The organism is Bacteroidota bacterium (assembly GCA_018266755.1).
Classification (GTDB): Bacteria; Bacteroidota; Ignavibacteria; order Palsa-1295; family Palsa-1295; genus JAFDZW01.
In genome coordinates this window covers 1425888-1446124 of sequence record JAFDZW010000005.1, presented here as the reverse complement: position 1 = coordinate 1446124, position 20237 = coordinate 1425888, and the positions used below count along the sequence as shown (strand labels likewise).

Below are 20237 nucleotides of genomic sequence, written 5' to 3'. Positions count from 1 at the left end.
ACTTACAGATTGCTTCCGATAGAAAAGTAGAAGCGCGGGGTATTCAGTAGCAGCGGGTTCGTCATGCTCTGAGCGAACCGGAAGTTCTCACCGATGCCGAACCGTGCGAGTCCGATCGGCGTCTTGAAGCCGATCTCCCCGCCGACCCCGTGGATGAACGACTGAAATTTGATCGATGTCGGTTCGGTCCACGTGCCCGCCAAGTCATATCGGAACAAGACGAACGTCGGAAATAATAATGAATTCGGAATAGCGATTTGATAGCCCACACTTCCGGTTACATACTGTTTGCCGCGAAGTTCGTATTCGTTGAGCCCGAAGAACGACGTAATTCCACCGAGACTGAATTGATCTTGTCTCGGCGTCGTGCGATCGGCAACGCCGAGCGACGCTTTCAAGAGTACGTTGTGCAACCGCGAGAGCGGCAGCGCTTCTTCGAGTGTGATTCCAAACTTGGTGTATCCTACCTCGCCCCCGAGGAAATGCCCGCCGATTTCATAGAATCCTTCGACAAATTCGCCTACGTGGGGATAGTCTTCATCGTCACGGCTATCGTAGGTTACAATGCCACGAAGTCCGGCGACCAGTTGTGCGGGCGACACATACTCGCGAGTGTGTAACGAATAGCTCCGCTGCCGTTCGATATGATATTCGCCTGCAAACGAGGCATCGCGCCCGATGTTCAAGCTGACATGCGCGCTGGCACCGAAGTCGCGGATCTCGCGCACGACATCGTCGGCGCTGCTGGTAAACGTGCCGTGGGGGATGTCGTCGTGAAAAGTGTAGACGGTAATGTCTCGAAGAGTGGAATATGCAGCCGCTTCGACGCGAAAGAGCGGCGGGCCGCCGCCGATGCTCAGTTCGGCATAGCGCGAGAGCGGTCCGAGGCCTCCTTTGAGCGAGAACCCGCCTCCGAGGCCAAGCAGATTTTCGTTTGCATATTCCATCGAGAACTGCGTCCCGAATTCATTATCGGCCAGGCCGCCAAGTCGGAGCACTTGTGTTGCCCGTTCTTCGAGATTGAGCATGACGATGGCTGTGCCGGTCGGTACTGTTACAGAGCGCGTGGAGACGATCGGAGTATCCATACGCATCGTCACAATTGGTCTGCCATTGCCAACTTCGCTGAAGGACATGTTCGCGAACGAGAAGAACCCGGTTGCCGTCAGGTTCTTGAGCGCTCGTTCGCAATCGCGGCGTTGCAGGATATCGCCTGCAGCGAACGGCAGTTGATTCTGCACGACGATCGGCTTGATCGTATGCAGTCCGTTAATGCGTATCTCGGAAATATACCCCGGGTCGAGATACAGATCGACTCGGGATTTCGGGGAAACAATCACGGCACTGTCGACCCGAGCAAGTGAATATCCCTTGCGATGAAGGAATTCCGTTGCCGGCGCAAGGATCATTGCATCGAGACTATGCCAACCGATGCGGTTGCCGCGAACCCGGTTGACAAGGAGTTGCAGCGAGTCGCGCGTTGAGCCGTTAATGCCATGCAATCGGATTTCACGCAGAACAGGAATGATCTCGGAATCCGGCGCACTGACCGGCTCTGCGGTCTCGGAGGATGCGAGCAGTGCGCGAAGCTTGGGCAACGCGGCACGTGCGGCTACACGACCAAGCTCGATGTAATAGGTCGCGTTAAGAAAATTATCCGGGAGTGTGTGCTCGAGTTCGGGGGTGATAATGACGTCCGCACGTTTGAGTTGTGCTGCGTTCTCACGACGCATCATGAGTGTGATAACCTGATCTGCAACGTCCCAGGGTGTATTGAGTTCGTTACGTTGTCGCAGCTCGGCGGTGGTGTTCGATGCGATCACGTAGGTCGCATGCGCAGAGTCGCGCGCAATATCGATCGGGACGTTCGCAAGCAATCCTCCATCGACGAAGACCGCGGAATCGGTCACGAGCGGGCTGAAGCGAAGCGGAAGCGTCGCGCTGGCGCGAAGCGCGGACGTCAGGTCACCGCTGGTGAGCATACGGCGGGTACCGGTGACAATATCGGTTGCAAGTGCAATAAAGGGGACTCTGAGGTCATGAAGAAAATCGTCACGCGTGCCGTACGGTGATGAAAGCACCAGCGAGTTCAACAGCATCGTCAGGCGCTGACCACTGGAGATCGCTACCGGCAATACAGGATTAAAAAAACCGTTGAAGCGAAGGGCAAGCAACGATGTCTTTTCGTCCTTCTGTCCCGGTAAGCGTTCGGATCGGTGAGAGTCGTCGTCGAGCGAGAGGATATCGGACCAGTTCGTTTCCGTTGTAATGCGTTCGAGTTCATGTGTCGAATACCCGGCGGCATAGAGTCCGCCGACAACCGATCCCATGCTCGTGCCGACAATGAGGTCGATGGGGATATTTGCCGAGTCGAGGATTTCGAGAACGCCGATGTGTGCGAGCCCGCGTGCACCTCCGCCGGAGAGTACCAATGCGATTCTCGGTGGTCTCGGGAGTTCGCGCGACAACTGACCGAATGCATTCGCACCGAGCAGAAGGGTGAACAGGATCGTCGTGGCCAGGCCTCGTCTTGACACGCATCCTGAAACACCTACACAGTACATCCGATTTCGATTAGTTTACGATACAATGATCAATCAGAGATAGTGACAGTAAGCAAGAAAAGGATTCTTCGATCTGTTTTCATGAATACAGTAGCCTATTGTGAGCGCAAAAGTGTGTGTTGTGGCATGCTTCTTGCTTGATAGTGCAGATAGTGTAGCCAAAAAAAAACAGAGCAGTAGATAAGATAATGGCATCACTGCCCTGTTTTCCGCAAGCCGCCATTATTTCTTTGTGGGGAAGAGGGAAGAATGGTAACCTGCTCTGGTAAAACAGAGCAGGGGGCTTGCGGTACGCTCAGCCGCGAATTAGGTCCGTTGTCTTCTTGCGATCGAATACCCCAGAACGCTCACACTACATCCACTTTGCCTGTTCGTACCACCGTATCGTCTCTGCAAATCCTTGTTTGATCCCAACTTGTGGTTCGTACCCCAACTCGCGTACGGCACGGTCGATCGAACACGTCCAGTATTGTTGTGTCAGATCGAGTCGCTTTTCCCAGTTGAGAACGCTTGGCTTCTTTCGAAAGATGGAGGCAAACTCCGATGCGCCGGCAATGATATTGACTACACTATGCGGGATACGAACGAAAATGCCGTTCCGTTGCATCACCTCAGCGGCCGCTGACGAGAGTTCGTGCCAGCTATAATTCTGTTTGCTCCCAATATAATATGTTCGATTGGCTGCTTCCTGCCGTGTCATCCCAAGTTCGATGCCCGCGGCAATGTCTGCCACAAAGCAGAGATTGACAAACTTGTTCTCAAAACCGATCAATGGTTTGAGTCCGCGTTTGATGGATTGAAAAAAGGACAACGTTGCTGTATCGCGTGGTCCGTAGATCGCCGGGAGCCGAAGGATCGTTACTGGAAAATACTCGTGAAAATGTTTTGTATCCTCTTCGGCGGCCAGTTTAGACTTTCCATACGTGGTGATCGGGTGCGGCGGCGTTTCTTCGGTGACTGGCGTGCCGTCGAGCGATGGGCCGCCGGCAGTTTGGCTGCTTATCAGGACGAAGCGTTGAAGATTCGGGGCATGCGTTGCGCATGCCTGTAACAAGCCGTGGGTCGCACCTTGATTCCCCTCGTAGAATGCTTCTTTCGATTTCGCTGCGACGACTCCGGCGATATGTACGACGGCGTCGATCCCCTGTAGCGCATGTTTGAGCGAATCGGGATCGTGGAGCGAGCCGCGAGCGATCTCGACGTCGAGTTTTTCGAGCCACTGTAGTGACGAACTCGGTCGTACAAACGCACGAACGCGGTGTCCGCGCGCAAGGAGTACTTCTGCAGTATGCGAACCAACGAAGCCCGTACCGCCGGTGAGAAAGACATTCATGAGAGCTGTTCGATTAACGGAACAAGTGAATATTCACATCGGCGCCCTCGGTGCGGATCTGTTCGAGCAACAGATTCACCGCACGCACGGTCGAATCGATCTGGCGAGAGAATTGCTTGTCGATCGTCAGCTTATAGAGCAGCGATTTGTTCGTTCGTGCTTCCGAAACGATCGAGCCGATCGAACGCAGTAACGAATCGGCAGAGTTGATCGAACTTTCCGAACGGCTGATAAACTGCCGAAGAGAATCGAGTGTCATCGTGACGCCAGGACGAATTTCGGCGATCGCGGTCGAACCCGTCTTCGCGAGTTCGTCGATGTCGCCGAGCGTTTTTGCAATCGCGGTGCGATTTTCGTCGAGCGTGCGATGAACGGTTGCAATGGTTCGTGTCGCCTCGTCGAGCAGGGCATAGCTCTTTGACTTCAGAGCGCCGTTGCCGAAAATGTCGTTGACCGATGCAAGCACCGAATCGACACGATGTGCAAGCTGCTCGACCGTCCCTGTGAGCGAATTGACAAACGAGACGATCGAGCTCAGGTCGCCGTTTGCATTGCCGAGGAGCGTATCGCGGCTGAGATCGAAACTCCCGGTTGTGCCCGGACTGATATCGATCTTCTTGCCACCCATGAGTTCGAGCATCGCGATCGAAGCACTCGCATCCTTATGAAGCGTGATCGGCTCGAAGAGTTCGATCCGAACAGCGATGCGCCCTCCGGATTCCGAGATCTTATCGACCTGCCCTCGCTTGAGGCCGCGGATGAACACGGGGTCTCCGACCTCGATCCCGGAGGCGGATTCAAATGTTGTATTGAGTGCGATCTGCTCTGCGCCGTAGCGCCAGCTTTTTGCCCAGCCGATCCCGAAGATCAGGATGGCAAGGCCGACCAATACCATAAGGCCGACTTTGAGGTCGGTGTTGGCTTGCTGCCGCACGAGGTTGTCTTAGAAAGGAAGATCGGCGTCCGGAATCGATTGATCGAAATCGGGCTGTGGCATCGGCGAACCGACGGCAGGTGAGCTTTGTGAGTATGAACCACCGCTCCCGTTGCGCTCCCCTGGGTTGCCGCTGAGCAGGATCATATCGGTTGCAATGATTTCAGAAATATTCTTCTTTACGCCATCCTTATCGTCATACTGACGGTTCTCGATACGCCCTTCGATATAGACTTTTGTGCCTTTTTTAACGTAGTTGGCACAGATTTCGCCCAGTTTGTCCCATGCGACAATATTGTGCCACACGGTGCGCTCTTGCATGTTGCCGCCCTGATCTTTCCAGGAATCGCTCGTTGCGACGCTGAATCGGGCAACAGCCTTGCCGTTGTTGGTATAACGCAGCTCTGCGTCTTTGCCAGCATTCCCGATAATCTGGGCTTTATTAAGACTTTTTGCCATGATGGTGCCTATTGATGTTATTTAAAATGAACGCTCCGCTCTTGAGAGAAGGTTCAACCGTAGGACGGATTTTGACCGCGGTACGGTTGCAGCGCAGCCATAGTTTCAGCCTCGGCCGTCCCGGACACACTTCAATGCACTATCGAGTTCGAGTCAGTATCCACGGCCTCGTCCAAGGGGTCGGGTTTCGCCGTTTTGCCAGAAAAAAAGCTCGCGAGCTTGGGCTCACGGGTTATGTACGAAATTGTGCCGACGGCTCGGTCGAAGCCGAAGTACAGGGAAACGAAGCCGCGACGAATCGGTTTATACAATGGTCTTATCAAGGGGCACCCCACGCCCGTGTTGACCGCGTGGTTACTGCGAATGTCCCTATGGTAGATGACGATCACGAATTCAGGATCATCGAGTAGATAGCATCTCACCTGGGATCACGCCAATGCTGCAAGACCGAAGAACGATCTTCAACGCACTCGCCGAACAATACGATGCGTACCGGCCTCATTATCCGGCAGAAGCGTTGCTGTTCCTCGTGACGCTCGCCGAACTCGACCGCTCCAGCGAAGTAGCAGATATCGGTACGGGTACCGGGCGCATTGCCCTCGAATTGGCGAAGTACGTTCGAACTGTCTATGCGGTCGATACCGCAGCCGCCATGCTCGAACGGCTCAGTGAGAATGCGCGACTCGAGGGGCTCACGAACATCCGCACCCTCGAAGTGTCGGCCGATAATACGGGCATCCCGAGCGAAGCGCTCGATATGGCTGTGATGGCGCAGTCATTCCATTGGGTGGACAAGACACCGGCGCTGCGAGAAATGTATCGTATCCTCAAGCCGAACCGTCCGCTTGTTGTCATGTGGAATCAGGTAATACATACAAGCGAGCAGTACTATCGCAACATTACCGCACAGATCAAAGAGCACAATCCTTCCTACCGCGGAGGAGCCGATATCGTCAGCACCGATTTTCAACCGTCGATCGAAGCGTCCGGACTCTTCGGAGCGGTAGACCGCTACACATTTTCATTCGAAATGCAATACACGGCGGAAAGCTACGTCGGGTATCTGCTCTCGAAATCGTATATCGGCGTTGGCATCCCGCAGGAGCTTCTCCCTTCGTTCATTGAGACCGTTCACGGAATTCTCAAAGACAGCTTCCCTCACGGCAAAATCACGGAATCGTACGAAACCGTCCTCCTTGTCGCCAATAGACTCGATTAATCTTCAGTCTGTACGAACCTTCGCCGAACGACGAGCTTATCGCTTGCTTGCGCTGCGCTCACGGAGCCAGTGGATCACCGGCAACAAGAGCGACACCCCGACCACCGCAAGGATTGCAAGCTCCAGGTATTTTGTGACGTACGCCTGTAATTCGGGAAAGAGCGCGACGACGCCGTATCCGATCGACGTGACGGAACCGATCCAGAGCACTGCCCCGATGACATTGAAGACCGTGAACCGCTTGATGTCCATATCAGCTGCGCCGGCTACAACCGGTGCGAACGTGCGGACGATCGGGATGAACCGCGCCATCACCATCGTTTTGCCGCCATGCTTCTCGTAGAATTCATGCGTTCGGATCAGATGCTCGCGTTTGAATAATTTTGAATTCGGACGTACATATAATTTCTTTCCGGCCGTCTTGCCGATGTAGTACCCGACGGAATTACCGACGATCGCCGAAAGCATGAGCAGGACGTTCATCATCACGAACGAAACGGGGATCACCCCGGTCGGCCAGAGCAGCCCCGCTGCGAGCAGCAATGTATCGCCCGGAAGGAAGAAACCGACGAGCAGGCCCGTTTCGGCGAAGATGATCGCGCAGAGAACGGGAATACCGCCGGATTTGACAAGCTGTTGTAAGCCGTCGCTCGAGAATATCTGGTGCAGAAACTCCATGCCGCCTGAATTTGTGAGCCTATAATACGGTTAATCGTACAAAGAAGTTTAGCAAAAGTAACTGACCCCGCAATGCTGAGAACCCTCGACTCTTTTCAGAGCACAGCGCTAAGCGAAGAAATGCCGATCGCTGTCTATGGCCATTCGGGTCCGGCGCTGCTGATGTTCCCGTCGGCCGCAGCGGATTACCTCGAGTACGAACGGTTTCATCTGATCGACTCTATCAAACACCATATCGAAGCGGGCTGTGTACGCTGCTACTCGATCAATTCCATCAACTCGCAAAGTTGGCTCAATAACGAGATCGAACCGCGGCAGAAAGCTATTCGACATCAGGAGTTCAATCGTTACATTAGGGATGAGGTTGTCCCGTACATCAACAAGCAAACCGATCACGCGGGTATCTATACGTTCGGCGTCTCGTTCGGCGCGTTGCATGCGATGAATACGCTGCTGCGAAATCCCGAACTCTATAGAGGGACGATCTCGATGAGTGGTGTCTACGATCTGAAGTCCTATACGAAGGGTTACTTCGACGAGGATGTCTATTTCAATTCACCGGCCGATTACATTCCGAATCTTACCGACGAAGCGATTCTCTCCGAAATCCGCAAAAAGAAGATTTACATCTATACCGGCAGCGGCGAGTATGAGGACCCGTCGCAAAGCTGGCGGTTTGCCGAGATCCTGGGCAAGAAACAGATACCCAATTGGGTCGAATGCTGGGATCACACCTACCGCCACGACTGGCCTACCTGGCGCGAAATGCTGCCGCAAGCGATCGATAGATATTTGTAGCCGCCCCTGTCTTTCATTCTACGAGAAGCGAAGAATCTCATCGGTACAGCCGCCACCGTTCGTGTGTCGGTAGGCAGAAGTTCGGTCCGTACCCATTCGCATCGCAACACTACTGCCACTCCTGAACGATGACTCCCACGTGGTGATCCTTCAGAGCAAATTCTTTTGCGCCCCAGGGTCGGAGCGTGATGGTATTGAGGTTGGGGTGTAAGAACTGCGGGTGTGTCGATGATACCCTCTCGTATACTTCCTGGATGTTCTTGGTCACAAGCCTGAGTTCGGGCTTGTCATGAGCGGCATATTCGGGGTTTTGGAACAGGAGTATCCCGAGTCCGTCCTTTTCGATCACACAATACGGGAAGTCTGAATCGAACTCCTCGTGGGTGATGCTGAAGCCCAGACAATCGACGAAGAGCGCCAGACTGCTCCTGACATCGACGTAATAGATACTTGGCACAAGCTGTTCGAATTTCATGGTGATGTGTTCTTCGTTAGAATGCGATCTATGGTTTCATATGATGGCAACTCAGAGGACTCTGTCCAGGTCCAATTGGCTAAGACTGGTAGTGCGCGTAGCGCTGTGTCAGTTCTTTACGTTCAATCATCGAGCCCCTTGCCGGCAAGGATATTCGGCGTGAACTTCTCGATACGCGCTTCGCGTGTTTTGGATTGCTTGGCGCTCGAGAAATACAGGATGTACCCTCGCTGACGTCCGGGTGTCAGACTGTTGAATGCTGAGCGCAGCTTGGGGTTCGAGCGTAGCTTCGCTTCGAACTCCTCGGGCAGTGTATATTCCGATGTCTTCTTGAGTGCGACTTTCAATCCCTTCTTCTCGACGTCGACCGCTTCGCGGATGTACGCCTTGAGCGTGGTGCGGAGTTTTGTAATCTCCTGCACGCTCGTGAAACGTGCTTGCCGTGCCGCTTGCACATTCTCGGTCTGTTGGATGAGGATAGACTTCGGGTCCTTGAGCAGTGCTCCTTTGACGAAGAGCATACCGCAATACTCTTTGAAGCCGTGAATGATCAGGACATTCTTGCCATCGGTTGTGTAGCACGGTTGTCCCCACTTGAGTTCTTCACCAAGTTCGCATTCGAGCGCGATCTCGCGCAGGAGTTCGAACTCCTTCTTCCACTGCTTCTCTCGAGCGATGAATGCATCAACCTTCGGGTTCATCTTCGTCTCTTGTATGGTTGTCACATCGGCGCACGCGTCGAATCCGACGACGGCGCATCGAGTTCGGTATGGCGAATCTTCCCGCCGAGATACCCTGTGCGAGCGGTTACGCTGAAGCTCCAGAGCGCAACGACAAGTACTATCCAGTAGATCGCCCGGGTGCGTGCCGGTTTCTTCGTACGAATATAGATGATCGCAGCGAGCGAACAGCCTCCGAGGATATAGAGGCTTGCGATCGCGAACTCTGCAGCCTGGTGATGTTCCAAGACCGTCGCTCGCGCAATACCGGCGATTGACTTTACGGTATGACTGGCTGCATCTCCGGTCGAGTCGGCAATGAACGCACTGAGAGCGGTGACGACGAATAACCACATAGCCGCCATTGTGGTGTGATGGCTCTTCGCGATCATTCCGTAGATCAGCACAAGTGCACCGAGTATCGATCCGAAGATCGATAGATGCGTGACCATCAAGTGGACATGCGTCGGATTGAGTAACTGATCCATAGTCGGTTATCGTGAAGAGTGAACAACCTCTTGCAACCGATTATGCGCCATGTTGATGCCCTGTACATAGCCCATCTGCAATACCTGATCGCGTTGTGCGCCTGATTCGTACACGACGTGCATCGTGAGCCTGCTCGTCTCGTCGCCAAGCGCTTCGAATTGCAAGAGTTCGAGCTGGACACCGAACGGCGTGCCGAGCATCTCGAATGTACGAATGATCTTTGTATTCGGTACGAGCTCGTGGATGACTCCGTCGGCCTGAAAGACGACTTGTCCGTCGGGGTTGGACGTCTGGATGTGATAGCTTCCGTGTTTTTTGCTGTCGAGTTTGATGACTTTCGTCCCCATCCACGCCTCGACGAGTTCGGGTTCGATGTATGCTTCGAAGAGCAAGCCCACGGGAAGGTCGAATTCTCTCGTGATCATGAGATCTTGTCCGCCGGATTCCGCTTTGATCTTGGTTCGTTGTTCCATATCGGTTATTTTTTTGGTGTGCGTGAGCGCATGACGTTCTCGAGTCGGTTGAACCGCTCGTCCCACATTACGCGGAACGGCTCGAGGAAATTGGCGATGTCTTTCATCTTTCCCGGATTCAAATGGTAATACACTTCGCGTCCGCTCTGCTCTTGGCGCAAGAGTTCGCATTCGGTGAGGATGTGCAGATGCTTCGAGACGGTCGGTCTGGCCGTATCGAAATTCGCCGCAATGGCACCTGCCGTCATCGACTGCGATGCCACAAGCAAGAGGATCGCTCTGCGCGTCGGGTCGGCGATCGCCTGGAAAACGTCACGTCGTAAATTCATTGAGTAGTCATTTGACTACAAATATACGTGTAGTTATATGGCTACGCAAATAAATTGTTATTTTTTTTTGGGGGGGGGTAGTACGGCCTTAGCGCATCGCAGCTTCCAATATCTTCGCGCAGAGTGCTTCGAACGTCATGCCGGCCGCTTTGGCGGCTTTGGGGACGAGGCTCGTCTCCGTCATGCCGGGGAGCGTATTGATCTCGAGGCAATAGAACGTGCCGTCGGGTTTCAGGCGATAGTCGATGCGTGCATAGCCGCGAGCGTCGCAACAATTATAAACCGTGAGTGCGCTGAGCTGTAATTGTTTTGTAAGGGTTTCATCCAGCTCGGCGGGGCAGTAATACTGCGTCATGCCCTTCGTGTACTTGTGATGATAATCGTAAAATCCACCTTCGGGTGCAATCTCGACAATGGGCAACGGCGTGCCGTCGAGGATGGTCACGGTGAGTTCGCGTCCGTCGATAAACTCTTCGATCAATGCACCGTTTGAGTATTGCCATGCGAGCCGGATACCCGCTTCAAAATCGAAATCGGCTTGGGTCGAGATCGTCAGTCCGACGGTCGAACCCTGATCGTTCGGCTTGATAACGATGCCGCCCGGCATTTTCGCTTGTGCGTCCTTCATGATCGAGTCGAGTGTTACGGGTGCAGTGCTGGTGACGAAGCTCCATTTCGGCGTCGGAACACCGGCAGCTTGCATCAAGATCTTGGTGTATGCTTTGTCGATGCTGACCGCCGAACAGCGCGAACCGCTGCCGGTAAATTTCTTGCCAAGAAGTTCGAGCACACCTTGTACCGGCCCGTCTTCTCCGGGGACGCCGTGCAGGCCGATGACCACGCAATCGGCATCGCGAACCGCCTTCGATGTCAGGCTATCGACGAACACGGTGCCCTGTGAGAGTGCGCCGAGCTCTGCGGGAGTGGGGGCCGAGGCATGCGGCGGCATCGTCTGGTACTCTTTGATCGCCATCGTGCGTCCGGTCGCCGGATCGAGAAGCGTGACGGTATGTCCGAGCGCTTCATAGGCTTTTGCCATCGCGTACCCGCTGAGCAATGAGATTTCGCGTTCGGCGCTCGTACCGCCAAAGAGGATGCAGAGATTCATCTGAGAGTTGTGTTCGTTATGTTACAAATCTACCGAACCGTTCGTATCTTCGGGACAAAATCGGCTACTTATGAGAGTGACGACAAGAACGATTGCAGACAAAAAGCAGCGCGGCGAGAAGATCTCGATGCTGACGGCGTACGACTATACGTTCGCCCGATTGCTCGATCAGGCACAAATCGATATGCTCCTTGTCGGCGACTCCGTGTCGAATGTCGTCCAAGGTAACGAAACGACGCTGCCGGTCACGCTCGACGAGATGATCTACCATACCAAGGCCGTGATTAAAGGCGCCGGCTCGCATTCGATGGTCGTCTGCGATCTGCCGTTCATGAGCTATCAAGCCGATCCGGTCGAAGGCTTCCGGAATGCAGGGCGTGTGATGAAAGAGACCGGGGCCGGCGCCGTCAAACTCGAAGGCGGCGAACGCGCCTGCGCTGCGGTGAAACTCATGACCGATAACGGTATTCCAGTCTGCGGCCATTTAGGGCTGACGCCGCAATCGATCAACCAGTTCGGAACCTACCGTACGCGAGGGACGAATCCCGAAGAAGCCGAACAACTCAAACGCGATGCGATGGCGCTGCAGGATGCGGGTGTGTTCGCGATCGTGCTCGAGAAGATCCCCGCAGCGCTTGCAGCCGAGGTGACGAAGATGTTGAAGGTCGCGACGATCGGAATCGGCGCCGGCAACGGCTGCGACGGCCAGGTGTTGGTGCTCCATGACATGCTCGGCCTCAACGAAGAATTTCATCCGCGCTTCGTGCGAAAGTATCTCTCGCTTGCCGAAGAAGTCCGTAATGCGTTCAAGCAGTACGGGGAAGATGTACGGTCCGGCAATTTCCCGAATCACGACGAATCGTACTAACGATCCCATGATCCTCGATGTCTGCAAAACCCCGAGATAATGCACTACACGCCGTATTTTCGTAACGGAACTAACCGAATGCGGCAGCAATGAAAGCGATCATAATGGCAGGCGGATTCGGCACGCGATTGCGGCCGTTGACGATGCACCTCCCAAAACCGATGGTCCCGCTGATGAACCGGCCGATGATGGAGCATATCGTCCGGTTGCTGAAACAACACGGGTTTCATGACCTGACCTCGCTGCTGTATTTTCATCCCGACGCCATTACATCATACTTCGGCGATGGTATGCCGTTCGGCGTATCAATGCACTATGTCAAAGCCGAAGCCGATTACGGCACGGCCGGCTCCGTGCGAAATGCGACCGAGCAGCTCGGCATCAACGAGCGTATTCTGATTATCTCCGGCGATGTATTGACCGACTTCGATCTGACCCAAGCGATCAAGTACCACGAAGAGAAGGGCGCCATCGGGACGATCGTGTTGACGCGGGTCAAGAATCCGTTGCAGTATGGTGTCGTCATCACCGACGAGGGCGGCCGGATCGAACGCTTTCTCGAAAAGCCGTCGTGGGGCGAAGTCTTCAGCGATACGATCAACACGGGGATTTATATTCTCGAACCGGAAGCGTTCAACAGAATCCCGTACAAACGCGAATTCGATTTTTCGAAAGACCTGTTCCCGATGCTGCTCGAAGAGCATGCCGGACTTTATGGCTATATCGCCGAAGGATACTGGCGCGACATCGGAAATCTCGGCGAGTATCATGAAGCGCATCTCGACGCATTGGCATCTCGCGTACGGATCCAATCGGCGGGCACGCCGGTCAAGAATGCGATGATCGAAAGCGGTGCGATGACCGAAGGCGTCGAATTCTATGGTTTCAACGTCATCGGGAAGAACGCGAAGGTCGCGCCGGGCGTGAAGCTGCTCAATTGCGTGATCGGTGCAGACTGCGTCATTCACGGCGGTTCGCGTATCGACCATACAGTCATGTGGAATTCGGTCGAGATCGGCGAACGCACGCAGGTCAGTTACGACGTCATCTGCAACGATACCACGATCGGAAGCGGGGCACACGTCCACGAGTTCGTGTACATGGGCGAACGATGCAGCATCGGTGACGGCGCCGAGGTGATGCCGAACGTGAAGCTGTGGCCCGAGAAAGTGGTCGAGGCCGGTTCGATCCTCAACACCAGTCTCGTCTGGGAAGGCAAGTGGTCGAAGGCTCTGTTCACCAACTCGCGCATCAGCGGTTTGTCGAATATCGAGGTCACACCGGAGTTTTCTGCCAAAGTCGGTGCATCGCTCGGCGCGATGGTTGGCGCCGGCAAACGGGTGGTGATCTCGCGCGACAGCGATTTCGGCTCGCGGCTCATTAGTAGGGCGCTCACGAGCGGGCTCATGGGTGCGGGCGTCGATGTTGCCGATCTCGATCAAACACCGATCCCGCTCACACGGCATTACCTGCTCGGGGGCCGTCAGGCCGCCGGCGTGCATATCCGCAAGAATCCGAACGATCCGCGTCGTTCCGATCTTATTTTTTTCGACTCCGACGGCAAAGACCTTCCGAACGGCAAAGGGAAGACCATCGAGCGCTACTTCTTCGGGGAAGATTTTCCGCGCGCGCCCTACGACAAAGTCGGCGCCATCGAATTTCCAGCCCATAGTGGCGAGGCATATCGCAAGCTCTTTCTTGCGGGGCTCGATACCGATGCGATCGCCCGTTCCAAGTTTCGTATAGCCATCGACTATGCCAACGGCATCGCATCGACGATCTTCCCATATATGCTTGGTTCGCTTGGGGTCAATGTAGTATCGGTCAATGCGTATCTCGACCCGACACGTCTGACACGTGCGCCGGAGGAATTCCAGCGTTCGATCGAGCAATTGCATAACATCGTTACATCGCTCGGCTCCGACATGGGTTTTATCCTCGATGCCGGGGGCGAACGCATTACGCTCCTCGATCATAACGGCGCGGTGTTCAACAACCAAAGCTTATTGCTGCTGGTGACGAAGCTCTTTCTCGAATCGAGCAAGATCGCAAAGACGGAAGTCAAATGCATCGCCGTTCCGGTTTCGGCTTCGGTTGCCGTCGAGAAGATCGCCGCGACGTATGGCGTTGAGGTGCAATACACGCGCAACTCGCATGCTGCGATGATGGTCGCCAGCGGCGCGGAGGACGTTGCCTTTGTCGGCGGCACGATGGGCGGTTTTATTTTTTCCGACTACTTCTTTGCCGTCGATGGCATGTACACGGCTGCGCGGATCATGCAGATGCGTGCGAAGATCGGCCGCCGCCTCGGCGATATCGCCGCCGAACTTCCGCTTCGCCATCAAACACGCCGCTCGACCTTCTGCCCGCAGGATCAACTCGGCACGGTCATGCGCCGTGCGGTCGAGCACACCAAACACATGCCGCGCATCCTTGTCGACGGCATTCGTTTCCAACCGATCGAGGGCAACGATGCCTTCGTGCTTGTCATCCCGGAGCGCGAGCGCCCGAACTGCGAAATCCTTGTCGATGCAGCAACGGTAGAGACCGCCGAACAGCTTGCCACCCAATACACGGAAATGGTTACGGAGTGGCGCAAAAGCTGACGTGTCTCGCAGAATAGCGCGACAACGAGTCCCGTTGACGGAGAGTTGCTGCGTTTCATATAGGGATTCTTCGCTTTGCTCAGAATGACGAAGTTATTACGGTCGAGACGGAGCTACTATCTGTAACTTCCTCACTGTTAATTGATCCGTACGCGCATGGATCAAGAGTCCCTCCCACGTGTGCACTTCAATGTAAAAAAACGGCCCTATGGCCGTGGCAACAAACGATCTGCTGTAAAACGAAGGGCCGCTTCCACGGATGGAAGCGGCCCTTTTCGCTCATTCCTTCATCGCTTTTTGGAGGGACCGATTAGAGATGGATATAGACACTTCCACGGATCAGGCTCGCCTTGTAGTTATTGACGACGCCTGCATAGTTCACCGTATTGTCATAGATGGCTTCTTCCTTCTGCTGTGCGAGCTGGTAGTCCACCATGACACCGATGTTCTTGGTTATATCATACGACGCCGAAGCATGGATCAGGCTCCAGGTGTACGGGCCGCCGATGCGTACGAGGTCAGGTGCGATACCGGTCTTGGTGTCCGGCGTCACGTAGCTTCCTTCTTTCGAATCGATCATCGAATAGCCGACCATGAGGTGCAATTCGGGGATCGGGTTCGAGATGATCGAAGCATCGATACTCATGTCCTTCGTATGCTGTTCGACGTTGATCGTCAGCGAATCGCCATAGAGCGGGGTCGGATCGACCTGGCCGCGGGTATAGCTTGACGGGACGACGAAGTCGTTCGTGCGGTATTCACCGGTGACGGCGATCGTCGTATGACGCATGAGCGTATAGGCAATCGTACCGGCGATCGACGACATCTTCGAATCGAGCGTCGGATTGTACGTCTGTACGAGCGGGATCATGTTCAGCAGGTCGCTCGAACCCTTGAGGCCGGAGTAGTGCACATTGACGCGCAGATCCGAGATCGGGTCGAAATCGACACCCACTTTGTAGTTGAGCATGTTCTCGGGCTCGATGCGGATCGGTGCATCGACCTGTGTCGTCGTTCCATGGATGTAGGACTTCGAGTTGGTGTTCGTGACACTACCGCTGAGCTTGATCTCATGGATCGGGCGATACCAGAAGCTGAAGAACTCGCCCAGGCCTTTGGTTTCGCGTGACATGTTCGTGTTCGATGCGGAATCTTCCACACCATCGACCGCGCGATCGTATTCCGGCGAACGTAAATTATAGTTCACACCCACACGCAGATTGAGCATATTGATCGGCGTGTAGTTGACGAACGCCTGGATCAACTGTTGGCTGACCTTATTGGTAATCTTGGTGTCGAACGTCGCATCATAGAGCTGGTGCGTCGGGGCACCGCCTGCGGCGGAGTCGTTCGTAAGAAGATTGCCATGTAGCGAACCTTCGCTCGTGAGATCGGTGCTCGTCATACGATAAAGCACGGTCGCGCCGAGTTGATCGGTGATGTCATACGCTGCGGTCAACGACGCGAGTAGCGTGGAGTACGTGCTCTTGTTGTCGCCGGAAGCGGTATAGAGGATATCGCGGGCCTGCGAAGTCTTCGGTCCGCCGAGTGACGCTGCTGCCGAAGGCATCCAGCCGTCGAGCGTACCTTCGATCGTCGTGCCGTCGACGTCCGTCTTCTCGTAGTTCACGTTCGCCGTGACGGCCAACCGGTCGATCGGGCGTGTGACGAGTTCGAGGTACCCCATCGGCGTGCTGCCTTTGCGGGTTTCTTTCCAATCGTACGAATTGAGCGGATTGGTGTTCGCTTTGCTGATCGTTGCCGGGCTGTTCGGGAAACCGGCGAATACGCCTGCCCAGTTGACCGTACCCTTTGCGGTATAGTATGTCAACGCGGTGTCGCTCAACGGTGTGTATTCGATATCCTGCGTGTACTGGCGAATACCGCCGCCGAGTGTCAAGGCCGTATGATCGGCGAACTTGAACGTGCCCTGCAATTTGTATTCGTTCGTACGGTCGTTTGCCGGCGTATTGATCCAATAGATATTTCCGCGAGCATACGTGCCGAACGTTCCGTCTCCCTGAGCAACACCGTTCTTCACTCCGCCGCCGATCTCTTCGCCGCCGTCGATGAACGGGGAGAGCGTCTGCGTGAAGTTGCCGCTATGGCCGGTCGAGTTCATCATCAACTTGACGTTGATGTCGTTTGAGACGTCGATACCGAGCGACGCATTCAGGAAGTCGCGCGTCTCGTCGAACTTATGCAGTCCGGTATAGATCGAGTCGTTGCGGTTCAGGAAATACTTCATGTTCCGGTAGTCGATCTTGAAATCGAATGCGTTGAACTGGCGCATACGGATGCTGGCCGTCGTGTACGGATCGCCAAGACCGTCGGCATTGACATAGAGCTCGTCGAAGAACCCTTCTTTGCCGCTCTTCTCGCCATAGAGATTGAGCGAGTTGATCTTGATTCCCGTGCGATAGTTCATCGCTTCGTAGTAGCGCTCTTGTGCCCAGTAGTCGTTCGGATTCGCGGAGCCGCTCGGCTGTGCCGTCGTGGTGCTCAGGAATCCGGCCGAGAGACCGAAGTTGAAGAGGTACGGCCCTGCCTGGAAGTTCGGCTGTTCATCCTGTGCATGCACATTGACGTTGGTGCTCAGCAGCAGTGCGAGCGTCGCAAGCGTCAATAGGGCGAATGATCTGAATTGTTTGATGGTATTCATATGCCCTCCTATTGGATGAAGTATTCGTCACGGTTCGAACCATGGATCGTGTTGTGGCAGCGCGTGCAGTCGCCGGTTGTCTGCAGACTGAAGTTTGCGCGGCTATGCGGTACTCCGGCGCCGATCTCTTTCGAGTGGCAGCTGATGCACAGCGTTCGAGGATCGCGATCCTTTAACAGGTTTCGAGCGGAGCTGCCGTGTCCTTCGTGACAGGCGACGCAACCCTCGAGAGCCGTCGCGTTGTGTTCATACACGAACGGTCCGCGTTTATCCTGGTGACAGTTCAAGCAGAGGGTCTTCTTGTCGGCGCGAAGCTGATGTTCCTGCGTCGTGCCGTGCGGGTTATGACAACTGGAGCATTCGACGATGCCTTCCTTCAGACGGTGATGCGTCGGCTTGTTGAAGTCCGAGTTAACCGTATTATGACAGGAGAGACACAGGTCTGTCTGCTTGCCTTTGAGCATTGCGCTCATACCGGCATTGTTCATTTCATGCTTATGCTGAGCACTCGGGTGCACGTCGTGGCAGCTGGTGCAGCCGACGCCGGCGCGGAAATGCTCGCTCAGTTGACCATGGCTCTGTTCGCCCGGGCGCTGATGGCAATTGAGGCAGGTCTGCGACACTTCGTTCGCCGATTTGCCTTTCATCGTCTGGATCGTGCCGGGGGCACCACCAGTCTCCACGTGTTTGGCGGATTCACCATGACAGCTTTCGCATGACTGGCCATTCTGCCAGGATTTTGCATGCGTCGTGCTCTTGTACGAAGCGACTTCGTCTTCATGGCATTTCACGCATTCTTCCGGGTCGGTCTTGGCACCCTTGAACGCGGTATTCTCGGACGTCATGTCCTTGGTTGCGCTCCCACCGACCATCGTGCATTTGCCCGACGGTACGTTGGCCGCGACCGGTGTGCCGGACGTGCTGGTCCCCGTGATGGCGGGTGCCAGGCCGGTCCCTGCGTGCGAAACGAAGGCTCGTTCCACACCGCCTGCAGCCAAGACGACTGCGGCACTGATTAATAGATGATAGACTAGAGTTCTCATGGCATCGATCTTTGCAGATGTTTATAGTACACAACCCACACAAGAGAAGGGGGTATTTGAATAGGCTAACAAAGCTGTAGGTTGTTTATAATCATAGGTTAAGGGTCCATTGCGCATCGGTCGTCCGTCCCTACAGCTTCGTCGGCTACTTACGGCTTCTATTGCCACTCTTCTTTCGATGAACGTGCCGGATAACTTCACCCGACAGGGCGCGTTAAGACAATAACTGTGCCAGCCCTCCAAAAAGGGAAAATTCTCTTACTATTTCGCAGTTCGACGGTGCACGCTCCCCTGCCTATCGATTTGATTTTATGGCTATCACAACAGGATTCTTTACAAGGCGTAAGAGGACTTTACGAAGAATGAGCAAAAGTTCATAAACGAATTTAATACGGTATGTTAGGGCCGGAGGGAGGGGTGTGCCTGGTGGGAGAGGACGCCGCTTAAAACAGAACAGGGCAGTCAATCTGACTGCCCTGTTCGTGAAGAGATTCTTCGGGTTGGCTTACCAACGGCCGCCGCCGCCACCGCCGCGGTTTCCACCGCCGCCGTAACCGCCACGTCCGCCGCCGCCGCCGTAACCGCCGCGACCACCGCCGCCGCCGTAACCGCCGCGTCCGCCACCGCCGCCCGAACGCTCAGCCATCGGGCGAGCTTCGTTCACGGTCAACGTACGGCCACCAAGCTCTGCTTCGTTGAGCTCGGCAATGGCCTTCTTTGCTGCATCGTCATCCGGCATCTCGACAAAACCGAAGCCTTTGCTGCGGCCGGTTTCGCGATCCATGATGATCTTTGCGCTGGAAACTTCACCGTATGCGGTAAAGATCTGGTTGAGTTGGTCGTCCTGCGTCTGGTACGGCAAGCCGCCTACATAGATTTTCATATTCTTCCTTAGATTAAGTGATTCAGATACTGCTTACGATGCGCTTCGGAAGGATTGTCGAGTCAAGCAGCACAAGTAGAACGGAACGCCGAACGGCAACCACACACCCAGATGCAAAACAGTGAACCCCGAGAAAACACAAAACGAAAGCTTTCAACGGATTATATAACGAATTTCCGAAGGAATCGTTCGGTGGAAAAGGAGGTCGGTAGTGGCTCAGTTTGCACGGTTTCGCAAGCTCTGAAACGGAGCCTCACGGCGTTTCATCCGAGGGATTCTTCGCTTCTGCTCCTATGGTTCCAGAAGAATGCTCAGAATGACGTGTTGGGAGAAGGGACAGTGCGGCCTCGCCGCATTGAGTCCGGCAGGACGGCCACTGGCGTAGCCCACGAATTCATTCGTGGGCGGAGGTTGGGTTAGGACCGAATGTTTGTGGCTGCCGAAAGCGCACGGACTGAGAGTCCGTGCCACCGGTCCTGGGCATGCTGCGGCTCTGCTGAAGGGATTCTTCGCTTCGCTCAGAATGACAGGCGGGGCGGGGCAGGACCGAATGTTCGTGGTTGCCGAAAGGGGACGGACTGAGAGTCCGTCCTACTA

Annotated in this window: 19 protein-coding genes; 5 read left to right on the top strand and 14 right to left on the bottom strand. The window is 54.9% G+C overall.

Annotation, left to right across the window (positions count from 1 at the left end; all coding sequences use genetic code 11):
* Positions 1 to 2 precede the first annotated feature (2 nt).
* From JSS75_10795 to ssb, 4 genes are all read right to left on the bottom strand, one after another.
* Complete coding sequence (locus tag JSS75_10795; GenBank protein ID MBS1904183.1) at positions 3 to 2537, bottom strand: patatin-like phospholipase family protein; 2535 nt, start codon at positions 2535 to 2537, stop codon at positions 3 to 5.
* Positions 2538 to 2916: 379 nt separating this feature from the next.
* Positions 2917 to 3897: an NAD-dependent epimerase/dehydratase family protein gene (locus JSS75_10790; GenBank protein ID MBS1904182.1), complete on the bottom strand. Its 981-nt coding sequence runs from the start codon at positions 3895 to 3897 to the stop codon at positions 2917 to 2919.
* A gap of 13 nt (positions 3898 to 3910) precedes the next feature.
* Positions 3911 to 4831 carry an MCE family protein gene (locus tag JSS75_10785; protein MBS1904181.1) on the bottom strand — a complete coding sequence of 307 codons (921 nt, stop codon included), beginning with the start codon at positions 4829 to 4831 and terminating at the stop codon, positions 3911 to 3913.
* Between the two features lie 9 nt (positions 4832 to 4840).
* Positions 4841 to 5290, bottom strand: coding sequence for a single-stranded DNA-binding protein (ssb, locus tag JSS75_10780; protein ID MBS1904180.1), 450 nt, complete (start codon positions 5288 to 5290; stop codon positions 4841 to 4843).
* Between the two features lie 134 nt (positions 5291 to 5424).
* On the opposite strand from ssb, the gene JSS75_10775 reads away from it, so the two are divergent.
* Positions 5425 to 5700, top strand: a complete 276-nt coding sequence (locus JSS75_10775; GenBank protein MBS1904179.1) for an acylphosphatase — start codon at positions 5425 to 5427, stop codon at positions 5698 to 5700.
* A 26-nt stretch (positions 5701 to 5726) separates the two neighbouring features.
* Positions 5727 to 6509 carry a class I SAM-dependent methyltransferase gene (locus JSS75_10770; GenBank protein ID MBS1904178.1) on the top strand — a complete coding sequence of 261 codons (783 nt, stop codon included), beginning with the start codon at positions 5727 to 5729 and terminating at the stop codon, positions 6507 to 6509.
* Between the two features lie 36 nt (positions 6510 to 6545).
* Here the strand turns inward: JSS75_10770 and JSS75_10765 are convergent, their stop codons facing one another.
* Positions 6546 to 7187: a VTT domain-containing protein gene (locus JSS75_10765; GenBank protein MBS1904177.1), complete on the bottom strand. Its 642-nt coding sequence runs from the start codon at positions 7185 to 7187 to the stop codon at positions 6546 to 6548.
* Positions 7188 to 7259: 72 nt separating this feature from the next.
* Between JSS75_10765 and JSS75_10760 the strand changes: the two genes are divergently transcribed.
* Positions 7260 to 7985 (top strand): esterase, encoded by a 726-nt coding sequence (locus tag JSS75_10760; protein MBS1904176.1) that lies wholly within the window; start codon positions 7260 to 7262, stop codon positions 7983 to 7985.
* A 109-nt stretch (positions 7986 to 8094) separates the two neighbouring features.
* Here the strand turns inward: JSS75_10760 and JSS75_10755 are convergent, their stop codons facing one another.
* From JSS75_10755 to JSS75_10730, 6 genes are all read right to left on the bottom strand, one after another.
* On the bottom strand, positions 8095 to 8460 hold the full coding sequence (locus tag JSS75_10755; GenBank protein MBS1904175.1) for a hypothetical protein: 366 nt from the start codon (positions 8458 to 8460) through the stop codon (positions 8095 to 8097).
* A gap of 122 nt (positions 8461 to 8582) precedes the next feature.
* A complete protein-coding gene (locus JSS75_10750; protein ID MBS1904174.1) occupies positions 8583 to 9161 on the bottom strand; it encodes a YdeI/OmpD-associated family protein in 579 nt (192 codons plus the stop codon).
* A 20-nt stretch (positions 9162 to 9181) separates the two neighbouring features.
* Positions 9182 to 9667: a hypothetical protein gene (locus JSS75_10745; protein MBS1904173.1), complete on the bottom strand. Its 486-nt coding sequence runs from the start codon at positions 9665 to 9667 to the stop codon at positions 9182 to 9184.
* A gap of 6 nt (positions 9668 to 9673) precedes the next feature.
* A complete protein-coding gene (locus JSS75_10740; GenBank protein MBS1904172.1) occupies positions 9674 to 10141 on the bottom strand; it encodes an SRPBCC domain-containing protein in 468 nt (155 codons plus the stop codon).
* A gap of 5 nt (positions 10142 to 10146) precedes the next feature.
* Positions 10147 to 10470, bottom strand: coding sequence for a winged helix-turn-helix transcriptional regulator (locus tag JSS75_10735; protein MBS1904171.1), 324 nt, complete (start codon positions 10468 to 10470; stop codon positions 10147 to 10149).
* A gap of 88 nt (positions 10471 to 10558) precedes the next feature.
* Positions 10559 to 11578, bottom strand: coding sequence for a D-alanine--D-alanine ligase (locus JSS75_10730; GenBank protein MBS1904170.1), 1020 nt, complete (start codon positions 11576 to 11578; stop codon positions 10559 to 10561).
* Positions 11579 to 11648: 70 nt separating this feature from the next.
* Here JSS75_10730 and panB point away from each other — a divergent pair, with 70 nt between their 5' ends.
* Both panB and JSS75_10720 read left to right on the top strand, forming a co-directional pair.
* Positions 11649 to 12446, top strand: coding sequence for a 3-methyl-2-oxobutanoate hydroxymethyltransferase (panB, locus tag JSS75_10725; GenBank protein MBS1904169.1), 798 nt, complete (start codon positions 11649 to 11651; stop codon positions 12444 to 12446).
* A gap of 89 nt (positions 12447 to 12535) precedes the next feature.
* On the top strand, positions 12536 to 15052 hold the full coding sequence (locus tag JSS75_10720; GenBank protein ID MBS1904168.1) for an NTP transferase domain-containing protein: 2517 nt from the start codon (positions 12536 to 12538) through the stop codon (positions 15050 to 15052).
* A 310-nt stretch (positions 15053 to 15362) separates the two neighbouring features.
* On the opposite strand, the gene JSS75_10715 is transcribed toward JSS75_10720, so the two are convergent.
* From JSS75_10715 to JSS75_10705, 3 genes are all read right to left on the bottom strand, one after another.
* The gene (locus tag JSS75_10715; protein ID MBS1904167.1) at positions 15363 to 17714 is read right to left on the bottom strand and encodes a hypothetical protein; all 2352 of its coding nucleotides are present in this window, start codon (positions 17712 to 17714) and stop codon (positions 15363 to 15365) included.
* A gap of 8 nt (positions 17715 to 17722) precedes the next feature.
* A complete protein-coding gene (locus JSS75_10710; protein ID MBS1904166.1) occupies positions 17723 to 18757 on the bottom strand; it encodes a DmsE family decaheme c-type cytochrome in 1035 nt (344 codons plus the stop codon).
* A gap of 505 nt (positions 18758 to 19262) precedes the next feature.
* Positions 19263 to 19640: an RNA-binding protein gene (locus JSS75_10705; protein MBS1904165.1), complete on the bottom strand. Its 378-nt coding sequence runs from the start codon at positions 19638 to 19640 to the stop codon at positions 19263 to 19265.
* Between the last annotated feature and the right edge of the window lie 597 nt (positions 19641 to 20237).